Origin of the sequence: Lysinibacillus sp. HST-98 (genome assembly GCF_016757845.1) — a bacterium.
Taxonomy (GTDB): domain Bacteria; phylum Bacillota; class Bacilli; order Bacillales_A; family Planococcaceae; genus Lysinibacillus; species Lysinibacillus capsici.
In genome coordinates this window covers 125426-146761 of sequence record NZ_JAENHX010000011.1, presented here as the reverse complement: position 1 = coordinate 146761, position 21336 = coordinate 125426, and the positions used below count along the sequence as shown (strand labels likewise).

16 protein-coding genes and 1 riboswitch are annotated in these 21336 nt (G+C 37.0%); of the genes, 9 read left to right on the top strand and 7 right to left on the bottom strand.

Going from position 1 to position 21336, the window contains the following annotated elements; translation table 11 throughout:
* Positions 1 to 248 precede the first annotated feature (248 nt).
* Positions 249 to 1754 carry a catalase gene (locus JIN86_RS20485; RefSeq protein ID WP_004233810.1) on the top strand — a complete coding sequence of 502 codons (1506 nt, stop codon included), beginning with the start codon at positions 249 to 251 and terminating at the stop codon, positions 1752 to 1754.
* A 122-nt stretch (positions 1755 to 1876) separates the two neighbouring features.
* Here JIN86_RS20485 and thiC read toward each other — a convergent pair whose 3' ends face one another.
* From thiC to JIN86_RS20470, 3 genes are all read right to left on the bottom strand, one after another.
* Complete coding sequence (gene thiC / locus JIN86_RS20480) at positions 1877 to 3655, bottom strand: phosphomethylpyrimidine synthase ThiC (protein ID WP_004233811.1); 1779 nt, start codon at positions 3653 to 3655, stop codon at positions 1877 to 1879.
* Between the two features lie 139 nt (positions 3656 to 3794).
* A riboswitch (TPP riboswitch) is annotated at positions 3795 to 3909 on the bottom strand.
* A 60-nt stretch (positions 3910 to 3969) separates the two neighbouring features.
* Positions 3970 to 4899 carry an AEC family transporter gene (locus tag JIN86_RS20475; protein WP_004233813.1) on the bottom strand — a complete coding sequence of 310 codons (930 nt, stop codon included), beginning with the start codon at positions 4897 to 4899 and terminating at the stop codon, positions 3970 to 3972.
* 111 nt (positions 4900 to 5010) lie between these two features.
* Positions 5011 to 7110 carry a methyl-accepting chemotaxis protein gene (locus JIN86_RS20470; protein ID WP_004233815.1) on the bottom strand — a complete coding sequence of 700 codons (2100 nt, stop codon included), beginning with the start codon at positions 7108 to 7110 and terminating at the stop codon, positions 5011 to 5013.
* 254 nt (positions 7111 to 7364) lie between these two features.
* On the opposite strand from JIN86_RS20470, the gene JIN86_RS20465 reads away from it, so the two are divergent.
* Complete coding sequence (locus JIN86_RS20465) at positions 7365 to 9011, top strand: FIVAR domain-containing protein (RefSeq protein WP_202342742.1); 1647 nt, start codon at positions 7365 to 7367, stop codon at positions 9009 to 9011.
* 121 nt (positions 9012 to 9132) lie between these two features.
* Here the strand turns inward: JIN86_RS20465 and JIN86_RS23660 are convergent, their stop codons facing one another.
* Positions 9133 to 9729, bottom strand: coding sequence for an AfsR/SARP family transcriptional regulator (locus JIN86_RS23660; RefSeq protein WP_237497375.1), 597 nt, complete (start codon positions 9727 to 9729; stop codon positions 9133 to 9135).
* A gap of 943 nt (positions 9730 to 10672) precedes the next feature.
* On the opposite strand from JIN86_RS23660, the gene JIN86_RS20455 reads away from it, so the two are divergent.
* On the top strand, positions 10673 to 11950 hold the full coding sequence (locus JIN86_RS20455; protein ID WP_202342741.1) for a hypothetical protein: 1278 nt from the start codon (positions 10673 to 10675) through the stop codon (positions 11948 to 11950).
* 199 nt (positions 11951 to 12149) lie between these two features.
* Here the strand turns inward: JIN86_RS20455 and JIN86_RS20450 are convergent, their stop codons facing one another.
* The 3 genes from JIN86_RS20450 to JIN86_RS20440 all read right to left on the bottom strand — a co-directional run bounded on the left by JIN86_RS20450 (position 12150) and on the right by JIN86_RS20440 (position 16863).
* Positions 12150 to 14075 (bottom strand): ABC transporter substrate-binding protein, encoded by a 1926-nt coding sequence (locus JIN86_RS20450; protein WP_202342740.1) that lies wholly within the window; start codon positions 14073 to 14075, stop codon positions 12150 to 12152.
* 179 nt (positions 14076 to 14254) lie between these two features.
* Positions 14255 to 15199: an ABC transporter substrate-binding protein gene (locus JIN86_RS20445; protein WP_004233831.1), complete on the bottom strand. Its 945-nt coding sequence runs from the start codon at positions 15197 to 15199 to the stop codon at positions 14255 to 14257.
* Positions 15200 to 15300: 101 nt separating this feature from the next.
* The gene (locus tag JIN86_RS20440) at positions 15301 to 16863 is read right to left on the bottom strand and encodes an AraC family transcriptional regulator (protein WP_202342739.1); all 1563 of its coding nucleotides are present in this window, start codon (positions 16861 to 16863) and stop codon (positions 15301 to 15303) included.
* Between the two features lie 145 nt (positions 16864 to 17008).
* Between JIN86_RS20440 and JIN86_RS20435 the strand changes: the two genes are divergently transcribed.
* From JIN86_RS20435 to JIN86_RS20415, 6 genes are read left to right on the top strand one after another with little or no spacing between them, the layout of a single operon-like run.
* Positions 17009 to 17584: an ABC transporter substrate-binding protein gene (locus tag JIN86_RS20435; RefSeq protein WP_004233834.1), complete on the top strand. Its 576-nt coding sequence runs from the start codon at positions 17009 to 17011 to the stop codon at positions 17582 to 17584.
* On the top strand, positions 17563 to 17754 hold the full coding sequence (locus JIN86_RS23655) for a hypothetical protein (RefSeq protein WP_039885431.1): 192 nt from the start codon (positions 17563 to 17565) through the stop codon (positions 17752 to 17754). Before JIN86_RS20435 ends, JIN86_RS23655 begins: the two co-directional genes overlap by 22 nt.
* A gap of 35 nt (positions 17755 to 17789) precedes the next feature.
* On the top strand, positions 17790 to 17984 hold the full coding sequence (locus JIN86_RS23650) for a hypothetical protein (protein ID WP_004233838.1): 195 nt from the start codon (positions 17790 to 17792) through the stop codon (positions 17982 to 17984).
* A gap of 32 nt (positions 17985 to 18016) precedes the next feature.
* Positions 18017 to 19201, top strand: coding sequence for a helix-turn-helix domain-containing protein (locus JIN86_RS20425; protein WP_202342738.1), 1185 nt, complete (start codon positions 18017 to 18019; stop codon positions 19199 to 19201).
* Between the two features lie 45 nt (positions 19202 to 19246).
* Positions 19247 to 20245: an ABC transporter substrate-binding protein gene (locus tag JIN86_RS20420; protein WP_202342737.1), complete on the top strand. Its 999-nt coding sequence runs from the start codon at positions 19247 to 19249 to the stop codon at positions 20243 to 20245.
* Positions 20242 to 21042: an alpha/beta hydrolase gene (locus tag JIN86_RS20415; RefSeq protein WP_202342736.1), complete on the top strand. Its 801-nt coding sequence runs from the start codon at positions 20242 to 20244 to the stop codon at positions 21040 to 21042. The genes JIN86_RS20420 and JIN86_RS20415 overlap by 4 nt, the downstream gene beginning before the upstream one ends.
* Positions 21043 to 21336: the final 294 nt, after the last annotated feature.

The following is a 21336-nucleotide window of genomic DNA, read 5'->3' as shown; positions in this document are numbered from 1 at the left end:
ATTCTTATCATGATGTCATTATCCTGACCTTATCGTGATAATTATCTATAATATTGAGATCAGATAAAATAAATTAAAGCTAGAAACTATGTATAATTCGTATGTCTAGCGCATATATTTATAGTTTATACTAAAATACAAATATTCTTTAACGATAATTATTATAATGTACTAGCAATTCTATTTTATATTTGTTATAGTTATAGACGAAGAGTTTGACTCACATTTTTTTCAGGAGGTAAGCTAATATGACAAACGCAAATGATCGTAGCCGTCGCTTTACAACAGCAGGTGGCGCTCCAGTAGTAAGTAACCATGACTCTATGTCAGCAGGTCCACGTGGCCCTCTTTTACTTCAGGATGTATGGTTAGTTGAAAAACTAGCAAACTTCAATCGTGAAGTAATTCCAGAACGTCGTATGCACGCAAAAGGCTCAGGTGCATTTGGTACTTTTACTGTAACGCATGATATTTCACAATATACTAAGGCGAAAATCTTCTCAGAGATCGGCAAGAAAACTGAAATGTTCGCACGTTTCTCTACAGTAGCGGGTGAACGTGGTGCAGCAGATGCAGAGCGAGATATTCGTGGCTTCGCCCTTAAATTCTATACAGAAGATGGAAACTGGGATTTAGTAGGGAACAATACGCCTGTATTCTTCTTCCGCGATCCATTACATTTTACAGATTTAAACCATGTGGTAAAACGTGACCCACGTACAAATATGAAAAATGCCAATTCTAACTGGGATTTCTGGACTTCATTACCTGAAGCACTTCACCAAGTGACAATTGTTATGTCTGACCGTGGTATTCCAGCTAGTTACCGTAATATGCACGGATTTGGTTCTCATACGTATAGCTTTATCAATGCTAATAATGAACGTGTTTGGGTTAAATTCCACTTCCGTACAGAGCAAGGCATTAAGAACTTAACTGGTGCCGAGGCGAATGAGATTATTGGTCAAGACCGTGAATCTTCACAACGTGATTTATATGAAGCAATTGAAAAAGGAGATTTCCCTAAATGGAAAATGTACATTCAGGTAATGACAGAGGAACAAGCTCGTGAGCTACCATACAACCCATTTGATTTAACAAAGGTATGGTATAAAAAAGACTTCCCATTAATTCCTGTAGGTGAGTTCGAGTTAAACAAAAATCCAGACAATTACTTTGCAGAAGTTGAACAAGCCGCATTTGCACCTTCTAACATTGTTCCTGGTATCAGCTTCTCCCCAGATAAAATGTTACAAGGGCGTATCTTTGCATATGCGGATGCACAACGCTATCGTCTTGGTGTAAATCACTATATGCTTCCTGTCAACGCACCAAAATGTCCATTCCGTACTTTCCACCGCGATGGAGCAATGCGCTTTGATGGCAATCTCGGTTCGACATTAAGCTATGAACCAAATAGCTATGGCGAGTGGGAGCATAATTTAGACCATAAAGAGCCTGAATTACGCATTGATGGTCATGCAGGTATTCATGACTTCCGTGAAGACGATAATAATTACTTTGAGCAACCAGGTAAACTATTCCGTCTATTGACTGCGGAAGAGCAACAACGTCTATTTGAAAATACCGCGAATGATATGGCTTCTGTTGAAGAATTCATCAAACGCCGTCACATTCTTCACTGCTATCTAGCTGACCCAGCATATGGTGAAGGTGTCGCTAAAGCGATGGGTCTTTCCTTAGAAGGTATGGACCTTACAAACCCATATGTAAAACAACCAACAAACGTTTAATATTCCACTTTATTATTGATATCCAAATCCAACTTTTACTCCATGTGAATCTACTATTCACATGGAGTTTTTCGATTAAGAAAAGGCCTATGTCTATTTTTTGACATAAGCCTTTTCTTTCATTATTGGTAAATTTGACTGCCTGCTTTTTTAAACTCCTCTGCCTTTTCCTTCATACCTTGATGGATCGCTTCAGTCGTATTCAAATCCTTATCTTTCGCATAATTACGAATGTCCTGTGAAATTCTCATGCTACAGAATTTAGGCCCGCACATAGAACAAAAGTGTGCTGTTTTTGCTCCCTCTGCTGGCAGTGTCTCATCATGATATTCTACTGCACGCTCTGGATCTAGGGACAGATTGAATTGATCACGCCAACGGAACTCAAAGCGCGCTTTAGACAGTGCATCGTCTCGTTGTTGTGCACCTGGATGACCTTTTGCTAAATCAGCAGCATGTGCAGCAATTTTATAAGTGATAACGCCCACACGAACGTCCTCGCGATTTGGTAAACCAAGATGCTCTTTTGGAGTCACATAACAAAGCATCGCTGTACCAAACCATCCAATCATGGCTGCCCCAATGGCTGATGTAATGTGGTCATAACCTGGAGCAATATCTGTTGTGAGTGGTCCTAATGTATAGAAGGGCGCTTCCTTACAAACCTCTAATTGCTTGTCCATGTTTTCTTTAATCAGATGCATTGGTACATGACCTGGTCCTTCAACCATCACCTGAACGTCATGCTGCCAAGCAATTTGTGTTAGCTCGCCTAGTGTTTCAAGCTCTGCAAATTGCGCCTCATCATTGGCATCTGCAATTGAGCCGGGGCGTAAACCATCACCTAAGGAAAAAGCAACATCATAAGCTTTCATAATTTCACAAATTTCCTCAAAGTGTGTATACAGGAAATTCTCTTGATGATGATATAAACACCACTGTGCCATGATAGAGCCCCCTCGAGATACAATACCTGTCACACGATTTGCTGTTAGTGGTACATAGCGTAAAAGGACACCTGCATGAATGGTGAAGTAATCCACACCCTGCTCAGCTTGTTCAATGAGAGTATCACGATAAACCTCCCACGTTAAATCCTCTGCTACACCATTTACCTTTTCTAAAGCCTGATAAATTGGCACTGTTCCCACTGGCACTGCAGCATTTCGAATAATCCATTCTCTAGTTGTATGAATATGTTTACCAGTCGATAGATCCATAATATTATCTGCGCCCCATCGAGTTGCCCAGGTCATTTTCTCAACTTCTTCTGCAATGGAAGAAGATACAGCAGAATTCCCGATATTCGCATTGATCTTTACATGAAAATTACGCCCAATAATCATTGGCTCTGCCTCAGGGTGATTAATATTAGAAGGCATTATAGCTCGTCCAGCTGCAATTTCTGAACGTACAAATTCAGGATTCATATTTTCACGAATCGCTACAAACTCCATTTCAGGCGTTATAATCCCCTTTCGTGCATAGTGAAGCTGTGTCACATTTTTACCTTTTTTAGCACGCAAAGGCTTTCTCGCCAACTCAGGGAAGACATTTTCTTGAATACGCGGGTCATCAACATGACGAAAGCCATTATCCTCCGGTTTAATGGAGCGTCCCTCATATGCTTCTACATCCCCTCGCTCTTGAATCCATGCATTTCGTAAGGCAGGTAAACCTTTCGTAATATCTACTTGGTAGGCTGGATCTGTATAGGGCCCACTCGTATCATATACTCGAATAGGAGCATTTTCTTCATTTCCAAAACTGCCTGTTGTTGGACTTAATGCAATTTCTCGCATAGGTACTAGAATATCTGGGCGTGATCCTTCCACATATACTTTTTTACTTCCTTCAAAGCTAGACATAATGGTAATATTCTTTTCACTAATTGCTGACATGAGCTACTTCTCTCCCTTAAATTTATTTTAATCTAAGGACCGATTCTAGCTCACCCCAACAATCCAAAAATAAAGGCCGAATCCAAAATAATTATTTGGATCCGGCCACGAATGTAAAGGTCTATTGATTGCATACTCTGCAATAGCTTCTTAACTTTCCCACGCTGGTATGAGCCAGATCAGGTCCAAAGGGTCAAGAAACTTTGTAGCGTTCCCCTCTCAGCCTGACTCATCAGACTCCCCTAGTTAATACTATTTAGTTTGATGCTAGTGTAGCAGATAATACTAAGAGATGGAAGTTATTTTTTATCTTACTAGGTAAATAATACTTCCGCAAAATAGATCACAATGGTTACCGTTATACAGCTTACAATGGTTGAAAATAAAACAGCTTGCGCGGCTGTTGCTGATTCTACATCATATTCCAATGCTAGACTAGAACTATTACGGGATGTTGGAAAGGCACTAGCTATAAACAGTGATTGTGCGACGACTCCATCTAATCCCAATATATAAATAATGGCTAATGCAACAGATGGTCCAATAATTAATCGCGTAAAACAGCTGATAAAGACAGTTTTATTAAACATTGATTTCATCTCTAGTTGTGATAATTGCGCACCTAAAGTAATTAAGGCCACAGCAATAAATCCATCTGCTACATGTTCTACTGGAATTTTGATAAACTGTGGAATACCGATATCAAAATAATTCATAGCGACACCTATAATCAGCGCATGAATAATAGGCATTCTAAAGAAATCCTTGATGATTGTCATACCTGACTTTGTAGAAGAAATTAAATTGTATAAACCATATGTGTACGTAGTCATATTTTGAAAGATTACGAGCATGACCTGAATGGCTACTCCAATAGGTTGCGTGGCAAATATCATTTGAGCCACCGGAATACCGTAATTGCCCGAGTTAATAAGCACCACACTATTTTTAAAGACAGCTGCCTCTGTTCTAGCTAAACCTAGCCCTTTTGCCATAAAATGACTGAGTAACATTTGACTACCGATAAAGAGTACAATAAATAATCCGACCTCTCCCAGTACCGATAACTCCACATGTGTTTCATATAAATTTACAAAAACAGCTGCCGGCATAAAGCAATATGTAATAAGCTGAGACAATGCTTTTAAATTAAAGCGAAATTTCTTTTGTAGGATAGCGCCTATTACAAGTAACACTAAAATAGGTACAACAATTTGAAAGAAAATCATTCCGAGATACATCATATCAATGTCCCCCTCTCAGTGTGAATAGTAGTGTTGAATTCCTTCTAGGTCAATTTCGCTGACTTTCACAATAAAAGAAGACTGCCTCTATATTGAAGGCAGCCTTTGCTTTTAAACAAGCTTAAATCGATTTACAACTTCTTGTAGCTCGTTTGAAATATCGTTCATATTTTGAATAGACTCTGCTACTTTTTGTAATTCTGCTTGTTGATCCATTGCAGAAGCACTTACTTGTTCCGCAGAGGCTGCTGTTTGCTCTGAAATAGCCGAAATACTTTGGATCGCCATGATTGCCTGATTTTTATGCTCTAACATGCTAGATAGTTTATTCATTAATTCACTAATAGAATTTGCAATTGAACCTGACAAGTCACTGCTATCTTTAAATGCTAGTTGCGTGCTTTGTACTGACTCATTTTGAGATTGCATTAAATCTGCATTAGATGCAATCACAGCAACTGTCTGCTGAGAATTTTCAAGAATGCTTTCTACTGTACTCTTAATAATTTCTGTTTCATTTTTAGATTGTTCTGCTAGCTTTCTAACTTCCTCTGCAACTACAGCAAATCCTTTACCATGCTCACCAGCACGTGCAGCCTCAATACTTGCATTTAAAGCTAGCAGATTAGTCTGCTCGGTAATGCTTTGGATCGAAGCAATAATCTGATTAATATTGGCAATATTAGAAGCTAATGATTCCATTTGCTGCTGGATACGCCCATTCATTTCATTTGTCTCCATATTACGCTCTCTTAAACTTTCAACCTCAAGCAATCCTTTTTCTGTTGTTACACCTGTTTTATGAGATAGCTCATCCATTTCATTAGAAAGAGCCGTAATCGCATCAATCTGATCTGATAAATCCATCATTCGATAATTTGTTTCTTCTGTATCCTCTGATTGCTTCGAAGCTCCCTGTGCAATCTCGTTGATAGCTACAGAAACCTCCTGACTAGAAGCAACTACCTCATTAAATGCCTCATTTACCTGATTAGAAGATTGGTTCAATAACCTCGTGGAATTTAGTACAGTTTGAATCGCACTATTGGTTTTATCTAACATATTATTATAGGCCACAGCAACTGCACCAATTTCATCAGGCTTAATATATCGATCTTCCACCTTTTGTGTTAAATCCCCTTCGGCTGCAGTTTCAATCGATGCACGTAAAAATTTAAGTGGTTTTAGTTGTTTATAGATGAATAACACACTTGCAGCTGTCATCAAAACCACCATAATAATGGAAGCAATAATCGTAAATACAAATACATGATTATATGTTTCTAGAATCTTTGATTCAGCTAACACGACTTGAACAGTCCATGTTTCGTCAATACCCTCTAAAATCATTGGAGCAAAAACATTATATGCCTTTTCCTTCAGTTGATCAGAGTCAACGTACATACTTGTTAGCTCGCCATTTTCCATTGTCTTACTAATACTTGTCCAAGTAGGATCCTCTTGCATATTGCGCCCAACTAATTCTTCACCAAAACTGTTAGCTGTTAGCACACCTTTATTCGTAATAATTGCCGCATAACCGCCTTCTGGGGCATTCGATTTTGTTAAATCATTTAAAAAATCGATTGATACATCGGCTGTCAATACACCGAAAAATGTTCCGGAAGCATTGATTAATGGCACCGAAATGGTTGTCATTAATACGGATTGTCCGTTTACATTATAATCATAGGGCTCTGTCAAAACTGCACGTCTCTCTTCTTTTGGTACCCAATACCATTCAGAAATACTCTTATCATCAATACCTTCGATTAGAGCAGTCGAGATATCATTTCCGTTCTTACTTAAATAAGGGATAAAACGTTTTTTAGTATCTACTAAAGCAGCTTCAGTTGGTTCTAAAATAATAGAATCTTGCTCAAAGATTGCTCCTACTCCAAGAATGTCATTATTGCTAGCTAAATTGTTTTCCATTACGTCTATGACACCCTTGGTAGACAACGTATTATTCTTCTCCATGCTTTCTATGATACGCTTTGTTGTTTGTAATGTCGTATTGGCTTTCTTAAATCTTTCACTCATAATAGCTGCAGAAGATTCAGCTGATTGTAATGTTCCATGCTCTGCGTCTTCAACACTTTGCTTTTTTATAATAATCCCCGTTATGACCGTATAGGATAAAAATAAAATGAGAAATAATCCTATTATAAGGGAAGAAAGTTTTAAGGCAATTCCTCTTGATTTTTTCATAACTAACACCCCCACTTTTATACTAATAATAATGGATGGATGATTGTATCACAATAAAATATTTAGCGAATAAAGTAGAAATTTTACAGAATTATAGAGAAAAATACCGATACTTCACCAAATATTTATTTTTCAATATAAAGGACTAATGACTTATTTGAATTGAGATTCATAGTAAAACATCCTCTTCTAATTCTAAATTATAGGAAAATATGATATATTAACTATTAAATAGAATGATTGGAGTGACTTACATGAAAAATAAAGCGCTATCAACATTAATGGCCACGGCTATTACAGCGACACTAGTATTACCAATGTCTACTGCGAATGCCGCCTCATCTCAAATTCAATCAAATTCATATGAGACACATGTAGCAGCAGCAAAAAAAGTAATAGGTGAATCCGTAACGATCAAAAACATAACAAAAGATACTGTGATAACATCTAATGGTACATTCAGAATTCAATCGGCATTAAAGCCCCTATTTGATACTTCAAATAAAACTGCATTAACAAATGCCCGAGCTACCATTGTAGTGAAAAATGGTCAAATTACGGACGTTACTTCATTAATATTAAACAAAGCAGGTACAAGCAAAAAATCTGTTTATTTTGATGGAGGTGACGCACAAATCTCGGGAGATCTTACTGTAAACGCTGACTATGTAAAGATTCAAGATGTTAGTGTGGATGGTCAGCTTATCATTACAAATAGAGTAAAAAAAGCCGTTACACTCGATGAAGTAGCAGTAGATGAAACAATTACACTAAAACCAATTGTAACGAAAAAGGTAAGTTGGCTATACGTCACTTTAATCGATATGAAATCATCAAACATCAATTTGGAACGTACTAAAGTCAATATATCTTCTGACCAAACGCTTTCCAAAGTAGATGTAGTAGGAAAAGTTACATCGTTTGAAGCTATGTCCAATATAGAAAAGCTTACAATTGATGTGGCAAATGATTTCAGCCTTTACGGTGAGGGTAAAATCGAGCAAATCGTTGTAAAAGGCGGTACTAAAGTAGCTTTAGATTCAGGACATCTCGTAAACAATGTACAGGTGGACGATAGTCGTGTCTCCGTGACGCTTCCTGTCATTGATAAAAAAGAACTTAATACACTTATCGCATCCCCACCGTATGTACAAGTATCTGTAAACGGCTATGATGTTTTAAATACGGACAAATGGACAACACAGACAGAACGTACTGCATTCGAATCTGTAGTAACAAGTGCAAGAGCTGTAGCAAACAATAATAGTGCCTCACAAGAGCAAGTAAAAAATGCTATAAGTCAGTATAAAAATGCACTAGCAGTATACCAGGCTGCACAGAAGAGTGGAACAAAATACGGCTATGGTGATAAAGCTTCATTACAATCCTTAATCAACTCTGTTCAATACGTAACAGTTTCTTGGAATAACGGCTCGGATGTTTATTACAATAACCCTTGGACTACACAATCCGAAAAGAACGCAATTGATTCTGCTGTTTCATCTGCTCAAGCAGTCGTAAATAATTATTATGCATCTCAAACTGATATCGCCAACGCAATCAATAATTTAAACAACGCCATCTGGACTTATAAGAATGCTTATAAGTATGGTAATAATGGATATTATGTGGATAAAACCAATTTACAAACACTTATTACTTCTGCTTCCAATAGTATTGTTGAAATTTCGTATTACGGTAATGGCTATGATGTATCAAGTAATTACCAATGGACTAGCTTAAATGACTATCAATATCTCAGAAATGCTATTGATCAGGCACAATCTATTGCTAGTAATCCTTACGCAACTCAAAATGAAGTTACAAATGTATATGAAAATTTAAACTCTGCATATTATAATTACAACCAAGCTAAGCGCAATGGTTTAAAACCATACTAAAAGAAAGGACTCTGCGATTATGCAGAGTCTTTTCCAATGTTATAAAAATGTATTCTAATTATACATTCACTTGTGATATGGAATTGGCCTTTTCCAGCTTCTATACCAATCCTCAACCTCCCTACTTGGTTCCACTGCCAAGTGCTCTTGAAGCATCTTTTTTTAACAGCCAATATTGCTCCTCAACGGCAGCTGAATTACTCAGTAGCTCATAAAGCTTCATTAAAGTAAAATAGTTATCTTCTGCATCAGCGTATAGTTCTTGCACTTTTTCCTGCACCTTTATAGCAGCATTGTACCTTTCATTTCTTATGTAAAATTCGCTTAGTTGCTGAGCATGGTGCAACCATAGTCTCCTTAAACGTTCTCTTTCACTTTCCGCCCATAAATAATCACAGTCTCCTAAATAATCACCCGTATACATCTGGAATACTTGTTCATGTTCATCCACTGTTGTCTGCTGTATTGGAGGTAATAATTTTAAGCGAGTTAGCCATTGTTCTACATCCACCACAATATTTTCAACTACTAGTTTGTAGCCAGAACTTAGCAAAGGACTTGAAATTTTTACGCCCTCCACCCCATAGTTTTTTAATGTTTTCCGTATGGTATAAATGGCTGTATAAAGCTGTTTGGAAGCTTTATCAATATCAGACTCTGGCCAAAATAACTCTAGAATGGTATCACGGAAAATCATTTCATTTTTATGCTCTAGCATGTAAGCAAATAGTTCTTTAGCTTTGGAAGTTCGCCATTTAATCGGTTGTGACTGACCATTTGGTAAAACAACATGAAGGCCACCAAAAAGCTTGATTACTGTTAGTCTAGGTTTAATTTCTTTTACTTTGTTATTGATTTGCTCTAGCCGTTCTATAGTTTTTTCTAAACGTGAATTTTGTACAGGTTTGCTACAATTTCTTGAATCTTTTCACCCAATGCTAAACCGTCCATATCAGGCATGACAATAACTAAAAATACAACATTTGGTTGCAGGATCACTTAACCAAAAAAAGACTAGGCTTACAAAAAGCCAAGTCTTTCTCGGTTTATTTAAGATTTAAGACATTGACAAGATTACAAATAATAGCTTACTACACTCTTCTAAACAAATCCTGAACATGTTAAGTAATTGAATAAATCAGCCACTATACCAACATATTTTTCGTTCATAAATTTAGCAATCCCTTAATTAAAATAAAGAACTAGATAATAGCCTATCTAGTCCTTCTTCAAATTGTACGCTGTGATTCTCACAATAATCACAACAATAAACTAACATAACCTCCTCAACAATTTCTAAACATTACCAAGCACCTCTTGCCACTAACATCTAATATTTTGAAAGCTGTTTCCCATCTTGATTAAATAAACGTGAGAATTTGGAACCTCCTCTCACATCATATACTGGCCCTCTCTCAAACATACGGTTCATTATCACAACTGCTTGGCTCGTGTTGAAGTCACCATGAGTATTTCTCTTAGAGTCGAAAGATATGTATTATTATCAAAAAATCTATCAACTATCTACCTATTCATCTAAAAATGCTTAAAAATATCCTAGGCTATGATAAAATTAAAACAACACCATATATTGGATAACCTCTGCGAACCGAGGCCAATTTTATCTATAATAATTATGGAAATAGGAGGTTTCTCATCATATGAAAAATAAAAAAAAGTTAGCATTACTGTCTTTAGTGGCCGTGCCCTCACTTCTTTATAGCGCACCAGTATCGGCTACTGAGATACCAAAGCCAGCCTACATAATTGCTAACTACAATGCTAACGTGGCAAATGTTATACAACTAATTAACAATATTAACAATACAACTGCTACTTTCCAAACCAATTTAGAGGCAGCTTTGAAGGCTTACAATGCTTTAACGGAAACAGAAAAACAGTATGTTACGAACTACTCCACATTGTCAGCACATCAGCAGACAAGAATTGCTTATCGTAAGCTTGCAGCACAAATTGAAGAGAAATTGTATTCTGTGGATTCTACGTCCTCTAATTATTATCAAAATGTTACTGAAACAAAAGATTGGTATAATACCCTGAATGCAGCGCAAAAAACCTTTGTAAGTGCATCTGCGCAAAAAATTCTAACTTCCTATATCGCGCCAAATACATCTGTTGACAAGGTGGTCAATAAAATTCAATTGATTAATTCATCTCGTCTCTCGTTCCATAAAGATGTAGCCAATGCCCGAGCAGAGCTTAATGCACTACGTAGGTTTTCGAATATTTCTTTACCTGTAGGTATCGAGCAGCAATTACTTGATGCAGAACAGCTGGTTGTAAAGGATAAGGCAGCAGCTAAAGAAGTTGAAAACGCTATTGCAGCTTTATCACCAAAAACATCGACAGCTCAGGATGTGCAGGCAGTCAAAACTTCTTTTGAAGCATTAACACCTGTTCAGCAGCAGCTCGTCCCAAATGTATGGACTTTAGTGGATTTTGTACAAGGAACACACACACTTCCTTCAAAAGATAACATACCAAAAACACCTGTTTTATCTGATGCAGCAGCTGTCCCAGGGAAAATTACAGCTATGATAAAAAATAAAAATATCTATAAAGCTAAAATTAATGTAGCCGCATCAGAAAATGACACGGAACGTTATATTCTAACAACAGAAGACAAAATGACCATCATTATTCCTCCCCTTTATACACTTGTCAATGAAGATGAAGGGGTTATGGATATTCAAGTAACAAAAAAGGCAAATCGAATTACTCTTCAAGCTACATTGAATAAACAACCAGTAACGTTTGATGCAAATATGGAAATCATAATTGAAGGCTTACCAGCCAATTCTTCCTTCAATCGCTCAAATGGTTTTGGCAAGCAAGTTCCAGCTGACTTTACCATCAGTGGAAATCGTCATATTATCCAAACTACTACTCCTGGCACGTTCCAAATCGTAAGAAATTAAATTAAAGCACTAAAGAAACAATGTTGGTTTCTTTAGTGCTTTCTTTCTTTTTGAAAAGTTAATCTCTATTATTAGAAGTGCACTTTAAAAAAGAATAGACAAAGTCAAATAATCAAATTTGTCTCATTTTAAATAAAAATATAACCTCTCTATAAATGTTATGTATTAATAATCATTTATGGGGTAAACCATCAATTTTTTAATTTTTAGTTGTAGCAACTAGTTGGTCCACAATGAAATCTAGCTGTTTTGATAATGAATAAATGTCGTTGTAGTAACAAAAACCAAAATCTATTTCGATAAGCCTTCCTTCTTTAATGGCAGGAATATTAGACCAAACTGGATGATCTGTTAAATCTACCATTCCGTCATAAGATGAGCGGAACACATAATCTCCTGCATAATCTTTTAATACTTCTAAAGAAACATCGATTGCCTCATTGGTGTTGTTTTTATCATCTATTTTCTTTTGAATAATATCTGGTGCTTTCATTCCTAAATACTCATAAATAGCTTGGGAACCACGTCCAAAGGTATAACTTGTCACAACGGACATTTTTCCTTTGCCGCCTTCCATAATACTAACCGTTTTATCTGAAATACCTGCCTCTTTTAGCTTCTTTTGACTATCCTCTACTTTTGTATAGAAATTAGCTAAAAGCTCTTTTGCTTCTTTCTCTTTCCCTAGTACTTCACCAATCTTTGTTAAACGTTCATCTAGTGAGGTTGAGAAATCAATCATGACAGTAGGTGCAATTTTCTGCATTTGATCGTAAAGCTCATCCTTACTTGGAATAATGATGACATCAGGTTTTAATTGGATTACTGCCTCGACATTTGGTTCGAACCATTCACCTAAACTTTCAACTGTTTTTAATTCTTCCTCAAATGCTGCTCCCTCTTGTATTTTAGAGGAACCCACTGGTGTCACATCAAATGCTAGTACATCACCCGTATAATACATCACCACTACCCGCTCAGGGTTAACGGGTATTTCTACGTCTCCTTTCATAGTAGAGACCATTTTTGTTTGTGATTCGCTGGCTACTTGTGTAGTAGAGACTTGTTTTTCTCCGCCTCCTGCATTGTTTGATGCCCCGCTGCTGCAAGCACTTAATAAAAGCGTCAGACAAAGGAAAAGTGTTGCAATAGCTGATAATCCTTTTTTGTTCATTGGTTCATACTTCCTCTCATTATATTGATAACCATTCTCAATATAATCTTGGAAGCTCCAATCGACAATGGAGTATCTTTCAGACATTGAAGGACTATCTTTTACCAGATCACTTCCTTGTTTCTTTTGACGGAATTTTGTTGGTGAAACGCCTACTCTCTTTTTGAAAAGTCTACTAAAATAATAGACATCGCTATAGCCGACACCCATAGCGATATCGCGTAAGCTAGCATTTGTCTTCTCAAGCAAAATAGAAGCTTTTTCAATACGTAGCTGAATTAAATATTCAATCGGGCTGAAACCTAATTGTTGCTTGAATTGAATGGATAAATGAGATGGACTATAGCGCAATGCCTTCGCAATGGATTCTAAGGTCAATGGCTGTGCATAATTTTGCTCTAGATAGGCTTTAATTTGACTAGAGACATTTAGCTTTTGAATGTCGACACTGTCCTGATCTAACTGCATGAAAATTTCATTTAATAATTGATAGAATAGCGATTTAACAGTAAATTTGCTGAGATTATTGGCATTTTCCCACTGCTTATACATAAAATATATTTTCTCAAACATTGTAATAGGTGAGTTAGGAACAAGACTGTATTGATAGTTGAAAGGATTATTTCTTTGCAAGGCTCTGGCTATCATTTTATTTGAGGTTAAAGGAATGGAAGCTCGATAAAATATTAAAAAATATTCAAATCCTTTGTCTGTAGCCACTATTTGTAGCGTGGTGCCCTTTCCACCGTGAATAAGATGAAAGCCCTCTAGTGTATAGTTTATTAAATCAATTTGAACTTCCGCACCACCACCTGTGGCATAAAGAAACATATTTGCAGGCAATTTATATGATTTTCCGATTTCCTCAGGTTTGAATAGCTCATATCTTATATCGAGCACTTTAATCGTTGCGTGATTCCAAAGAAATAGAAACTCCTCTTTTGGTAGCATCCTACATCATTCCTTCCAATTCTTCACTACCTACAAGTTTATTATAATTGATAATCATTCTCAACACAAACCTGTATAAGCATAGAAAAATCACTCAAACAACCCTATGCCTGAGTGATTTTATGAAATTTCATTTAATTTTGTTTTGTATGTTGTACTAGCATTTTCAATTATATAGCTTATTTTTTATTCGTAAGCCAGTTTGTTAATTCTTCTACCTGAGCTAACACAGCAGTTGGGTCATAATACCATGAGCGCTCCTCTGGCCAAACATAAAGATGATTATTTTTTACGGCTGGCAAGCTCCCCCATATAGGATCTTCCTTAAAATCTTCAACTGTGCGATCATCTGAAGTCAAAATAATGTAGTCTCCTGCATAATCTGCCAGCACCTCTTCGGAAATTTCAGCCCACTGCTTTTCCATCATTTCATCTGCTACTTTAGCAGGTGGTTTGCGACCAAGTGCTTGATAAACTGGTTGTCCACCACGTCCAAAATTATCACCATATGCATAATACGTTTTGCCTGCATCCTCTAAAATAGAGAAGCTTGCATCCTCTGGAATAATCGCATCTACCTGTGCTTTGGCATCGGCAATCCTTTGATCATATTGCGCCAGCCAATCCTTAGCTTCTTGCTCTTTGCCAAGCAACTCACCGAAATAAGTAAGTTCTTCGTGCGCACCCTTCAATTCACCATATGGAATGACAATTGTAGGAGCAATTTTACTTAAAGCATCATAATTTTCCCCATTGCCAGTAATAATCAAGTCAGGTTTGAGCGCGATAATCTTCTCAATCGACGGTTTCCCATAATCACCGATTTCTTCTACACCTTTTAATGCATCCTTTAAATAATAGTTTTCAAGTGCCAACCCAGGAGCTCCCACAGGTTTCACATCTAATACAAGCAAACTTGCAATATACTCCTCTGCTACAATACGCTGAGGACTAGTCGGAATAACAACCTCACCATTTGTCGTCTGAACCGTTTTTGTCTCTGCTTCTTTTGTATCTTGCTCTGCAGTCAGACTAGAATTTTTCTCCTTTTCTCCACAAGCCGTTAACAGAAGCAATATTAAAAGAAATAGTGGCGCTATGAATTTTCTATTTTGTTTCAGCAATTTTTTCCCTCCACACATACCAATTGATAATAATTCTCATTAATTGTAGAAGAATGTAAAATAACTGTCTATGTATGAAAGTGATTTGTTCCCCTGTATATTTATGATGTTAATACTTCCATTAATTTTTGTAATTGAGTAGCTGTAGATAATGGGTCATAGCCATAAAATAATTCATACTGATTCAAAAAATACACCTGTTTCTTTTGCACCGCTGTAAGTGACTGCCATTTTTCTGAATGTAATACCCTCAAGAGATGCTCTTTTCCAAAATCTTTTGGAGGAAGAGCCGTGACGAATATATAATCCGCTGAAAAATAAGCAATATCTTCAATATCTACTGATAAGTAACCTGTTTGTTCAATATTTCGTGTGACAATCGCAGCTGGTCGACTAAAGCCCAAATCATCGTACAGTATATGACTCCCTCTTCCATGACTACTATTTAAACAATATGCTTGATGACTACCTATTTCCCAAACAATAGCAGTCCCCCTTGCTCCAAGTTGTTGGTCAAGAATATCGTTACACTGAGCTATCTGTTCATCATATTGCTGGAGCCAGCTCTTACATACTTCTTGTCGATCAACGATATGGGCAATCAACCTAAATTGCTCTCGCCAGCTTAATTCTCTACATGGTAGCTCGAATATAGGAGCTACTGACAGTAATAATGGTTTTTCATCACCCCCACTGTAGTTAATAATGATATCTGGACATGCTGCGGTAATCGCCTGATAATTTGAAGCAATATCATACTCATAGCCTTTCAGTTTCTGCGTACTAGGGACAGGCTTGATACCCTCTAGAAAAGGAGAGTATACACCCAACACTGGCGTAATACCAAGAGCTAGTAAGCATGCTGTATGATTGGTATTGAGTGCAAGGACACGCTTCGATTTCTGATAATAGACTGTTGGTGTTACACCTACTTTTTCTTTAAATTTCCGACTTAAATAAGTTCCCTCATTGTAGCCAACTTCCTCGGCAAGCTCATCTAATTTAGGCATTGTAAACAATAGCCTTTTCTGTGATTCTCGTATTCTTAGTAATGTTAAATATTCACTATATGTATAGCCTGTGTGCTTATGAAACGTACGAGAAAAATGTTCTGGACTTACTTGTGCTTTTTTGGCTATCTGCTCTCTTGTTAATTCTTCACGGAAATGTAGATTAATATAATGAAGTACTTTATCAATCCATAGTCCTTCTTTTTTTTGATTATTATCACGCAAATGGCTGTATAACACTTCTAGCATTTCACCAAATAATTTTTGTAAACGAAACGGATTATTGCTCTCAGTGTTCGCTTCTTTTTCTACTTCTTTAGCTAAATTCATCAGTCGATAGGAGCATTGCTCAATTACGATAGAATCTTGCAATAAACGATTAGTTTTGTAACCATATACACGATATTGAATGACGATCCCTCTGCCTTCGCATGTTTCAAGAAGATGAAAATCGTCAGTATTATCTAAAAGCATGACAGAATTTGAACTAAGCCTGACGTGCCTACCTTGAAGCGTACAATCTATATATCCCTCATATACTATGACCATCAATGGGTAGGTGAATTGTGCTATGTCACTTAACATTTCATTTAATTTCACTATTTGTATAGGTTGATAAAAAAGATGGGACAGTAACTGATTGTCTTTGTACATTTAAACTCTATCTCCTAAACATCAAATTGATATTGATTATCATTTTCATTATAATGAAATAGAATGAGAGAAATCAATTGAATTAGGAGGCTCTCAGCTTTGAAAAAATTTATAAAAAAAGATTGCTTTTTTAACTGGCATTTTAATGATTTCCATCCTTTTGGCTGCATGCGGAACTCAATCTTCTTCCACAGCAGAGAAGGCAAAGGATGATGAATATTATTTTAATCGCCGCTTCCGACAGGTAATTGGAATTCCTCCAAAACAGTTTGCACGACAATATAAACAAAAAACTGTTGTAAAAGATTGGACAGGGCATGAGGTAGCAATCCCTCGTTCACCACATCGTGTTATTTACCATGGAGAAACGTTTGGGGATATGTTGATATTTGATGTGCAGCCAATAGGTGGTGACAAAAACTCTATTAGTAAATCCTTCTATAAAATCCATGTTCCTTATATTCAAGATGTTTCCTTCCCTATCAATATTGAAAAATCTTCCAAACTGAACCCTGATTTAATTATCTTTACAAATAATGACGAGCAGCAATATCAAGCTCTATCTTCTATTGCACCAACGGTTACCCTAAATTCCTGGGATTCATTGGAGGAACGCGTCCTTTTATTAGGGCAGTGGCTTAGCCAACAACAGCGTGCAGAAGATTGGCTAAAATATTTTAAAATCCAAGAAAATACTATGTGGCAGCAGTACAAACAGTGATAGAGCCTGGCGAAACAGCATCTGTTTTGACTTTTGATCATGGCAAACGCCTTTTTATTATAGGTTGTACAGGTCTATCCCCTGCCCTTTTTCACCCAGATGGTTTTCAGCCTCACCCCCAAGTCAAAAAACTACTTCAAGCAGGCGAGGGTATAAAGAAATACCAATAGATCACTTACCTCAGTATGCTGGTGACCGCATCTTTATGTTGTTATCTGATAAACCCGAATCGCAAATGGCTACGATGGAATTGATTAATAGCGATATTTGGAAAGGACTCCCTGCTGTACAAACTAACCATGCTTATTTAGTGGATGCAACAAAGTGGAATTACGGAGATGCCTTTACAAGAGAGAAGTTACTCGGTGCATTACCAAAGCTATTGGTTACTGCCAAGTAATTCTCATACTTATAATAAGGAGTGACATTTATATGAAAACGGAAAGTATAACAGATACGACAACTCAAATATCATTAAAGGATATTCGAGATTATATTGCTAAAAACCATCATCAACCTCTTACGATTAAGCATCTAGCACTCATTTCGGGTCTGAGTTCCAGCTACTTTGGAGAGGCATTTAAAAAGGCATTCGGTCAAAGTGCCACACATTATTTAACGGCGCTACGTATCGGACATGCCAAGCAATTACTGCGTGATACCGATTTATTACTTCGTGAGATTGCTAGAACAGTAGGTTACAGTGACGAATTTTATTTTAGCCGAAAATTTAAAAAGGAAGTTGGGATTTCACCTTCTGCTTATAGTAAGATGGCTCGCCAGCGTATTTCTACTTTTTCGGTCTCCGCTACTGGAAATTTATTAGCGCTTGGTATCATACCAGTTGCAGCTCCGCTGAATGCTAAATGGAGTCCTTATTATTACCATCATTATCAAGAGAAAATTCCCGTGCATGTTAATATATTTGATACAGAATCAGAGGACAACTTCAAAAAATTAGCCTCTGTTAAGCCAGATATTCATATTTTTCAAGAGGAACCCTCCCTCTCCATGCTTGATTGGCTTCAAACAATTGGCATCAAAAATGTCTTTATACAAGCGAAGGATTGGCGAACACAGCTGAGAGAATTAGCTGTAGCTGTTAAAAAGCAAAGCGTAGGTGAGCGCTTCATTCAAACATATGAACAAAAGGTATTACAGGCGAGATTAGAAATTAATCAAGTTGTTGGAAATGATACGTTTGCCGTTCTTCGTTTATGCGGTGATCAATTATTTATGTATTGTAATAAAGGGATTCAGGATGTACTGTTTACAGATTTACAGCTTCGTTCTGTCGATGCTCGCCAACAAACATATAATGAGCATATTACATTTGATCAGCTAGTAAATATAGACCCTGACCGCTTGCTATTTATCATTTGTCCAGATTCACCAACCCGAAATTATTGGCTTACTCTACAATACCTTGATCGTTGGAAAGAACTCCGTGCTGTAAAAAATGGACATGTCTATGTTTTACCTTCGAATCCTTGGTTCGAATACTCAGCTATTGCTATAAGCCGAATGCTAGATGAAATGTTACTTATGCTAACCGGAAAAAATCCAAATCCTTTTCCTGTCCCCGTCCATGGTAACGTATCAGACATTGATTTATAATTCCATTTGAGAATGATTATCATCGGAAGGAGACTTTGATGAACAATGAAACAAAATTGTCGTAATCAATGTCATACAATTATAAAATCTGCCTATTTATTAGCGATGTTTTTGCTAACTATGGGCATACTTTCCGCCTGCAATACCCAATTAAGCATTAAAGAGGAACAGGTAGAAACGCAGGCATCCTCAGAAAGTACAAAGGAGCAAAGTGTTTACCCGCTAACACTAAAAGATGAGGTCGGGAATGAAGTAACACTACCAACTAAGCCTACTAAAATTTTTGCACCTGTCATGGAGGATTCATTACTAGCTCTTGGTATCAAGCCTACTATGCAATGGTCTAACGGTGTTAAGCCACAGCTTTATTTACAAGATCAGTTACAGGGTATACCAGAAATTAGCTTTGCAAGCGGTCCCCCATCAGCCGAAGCCATTATGGCAGATAAACCAGACTTAATTATTTTGCACAATTCATTTTATGTGGAAAATGGCACCTATGAAAAATATGCAAAAATCGCTCCAACCTATGTTTTTAATAATGCTGCAAGTAATTTAGAAGGCTCTATTAAAGTTTTAGGGCAACTACTTGATGAAACAGACAAGGCTGAGCAAGCTTTACAGGATTATCAAGAAAAAGTAGATGTAGCAAAAACAAAGCTATCCTCTATAACAAAAGGTAAAAAAATTGCTTTAATTCGCTTTAATGCAAAAGGTATGTTTTTCATGACTGATGAGTATTTTAGTGGATATGTCCTAACACATGAATTAGGATTTGAACAAAGCAGCTACGTGAAAAATGGCGCCTTCGAAGTATCATTAGAGATTGTACCTGAACTGGATGCCGATTATATTTTCCTAATCAATGATGGTAATCTTGGGGATGGATTTTTAAATGAGTTGAAGAACAGTAAAATTTGGAAAAGTACGGCAGCCTTCAAAAACGATCAAGTATTTGAGACATCCGAGGATTACTGGCTAAATGGCGGTATTCATGCTCAAGGAAAAGTGATAGAAGATGTATTGGAGTTTTTAGCGCCATGACAACAATGACAAAGAAACCTTATACATCAGAAAACTACTTTGAAGTTACCACGACATCTCGTCAACAGCTAGATTATCGCATTTTATTTGCAAGCCCAACAGATGAACCACCAGCAGATGGTTATACTGTCATCTACGCCTTAGATGGGGACGCCCTTTTTCCAACACTTGCAGAGGCAGTGAAATTACAAACCCGTAAACCAAAAGGCTATGATCCTATTCTTGTTATTGGCATCGGTTATCCCTCAAAGGAACCTTTTGATATGGAGCGACGCTGTCTCGATTTTACACTACCTGTCAACAAAGAACATCTGCCACCACGTCCAAAAGGAACGCCTTGGCCTCCAAATGGCAAAGCCAATGAGTTCTTAGATTTTATTGAACATGAGCTCATACCTGCTATAGCAAAGGAATGGCCTATCAATAAAAAGAAGCAAGCGATTGTTGGTCATTCCTTAGGCGGCCTTTTCACACTATATGCTTTATGTGCAAGACCTCACTTATTCAGTCATATTGTAGCTGGCAGTCCCTCTATTTGGTGGGCTGACAATGCGGTACTAAAAGTAATAGACAGATTTTTTGAAGATTGGAACGGTCAGCATGCTATTAATCTCTTACTCACAATCGGTGCTAACGAGTTGCCTGATATGTTAGAAGGAGCTGATCTAGCGGCTGAACGAATGAAGCGTTTAAGCGACCAAAACATTTATACTAATTATGTGAAGTTTGATGAGGAGGACCATGTGAGCGTCCTACCTTGTATGCTTGCCCGCCTTCCTCGGTTTTTAGATACGTAGTAGAAAAACCCAAGTGGTAATCATTCCACTTGGGCATTTTTATAACATTTACTTCTCTTTCTCTAAATGATCCTTAAGTATGCTAGCGATTTCCTCAACTTGTGATTCTAAAGCAATGGATCATAAGGCCAGAAAAGCACTGGGTTTAAGTTGAATACTCTATTATTTTTGACTGCTTCAATTGTCAATAGTAACGTGCATTTATATAAAAAATTATGTGGAGCCAGTCATTTAAAAATGAAAGTTAGTTCTAAGATCATTTAACCAAGAATAATACTTTTATAAACTAAATGG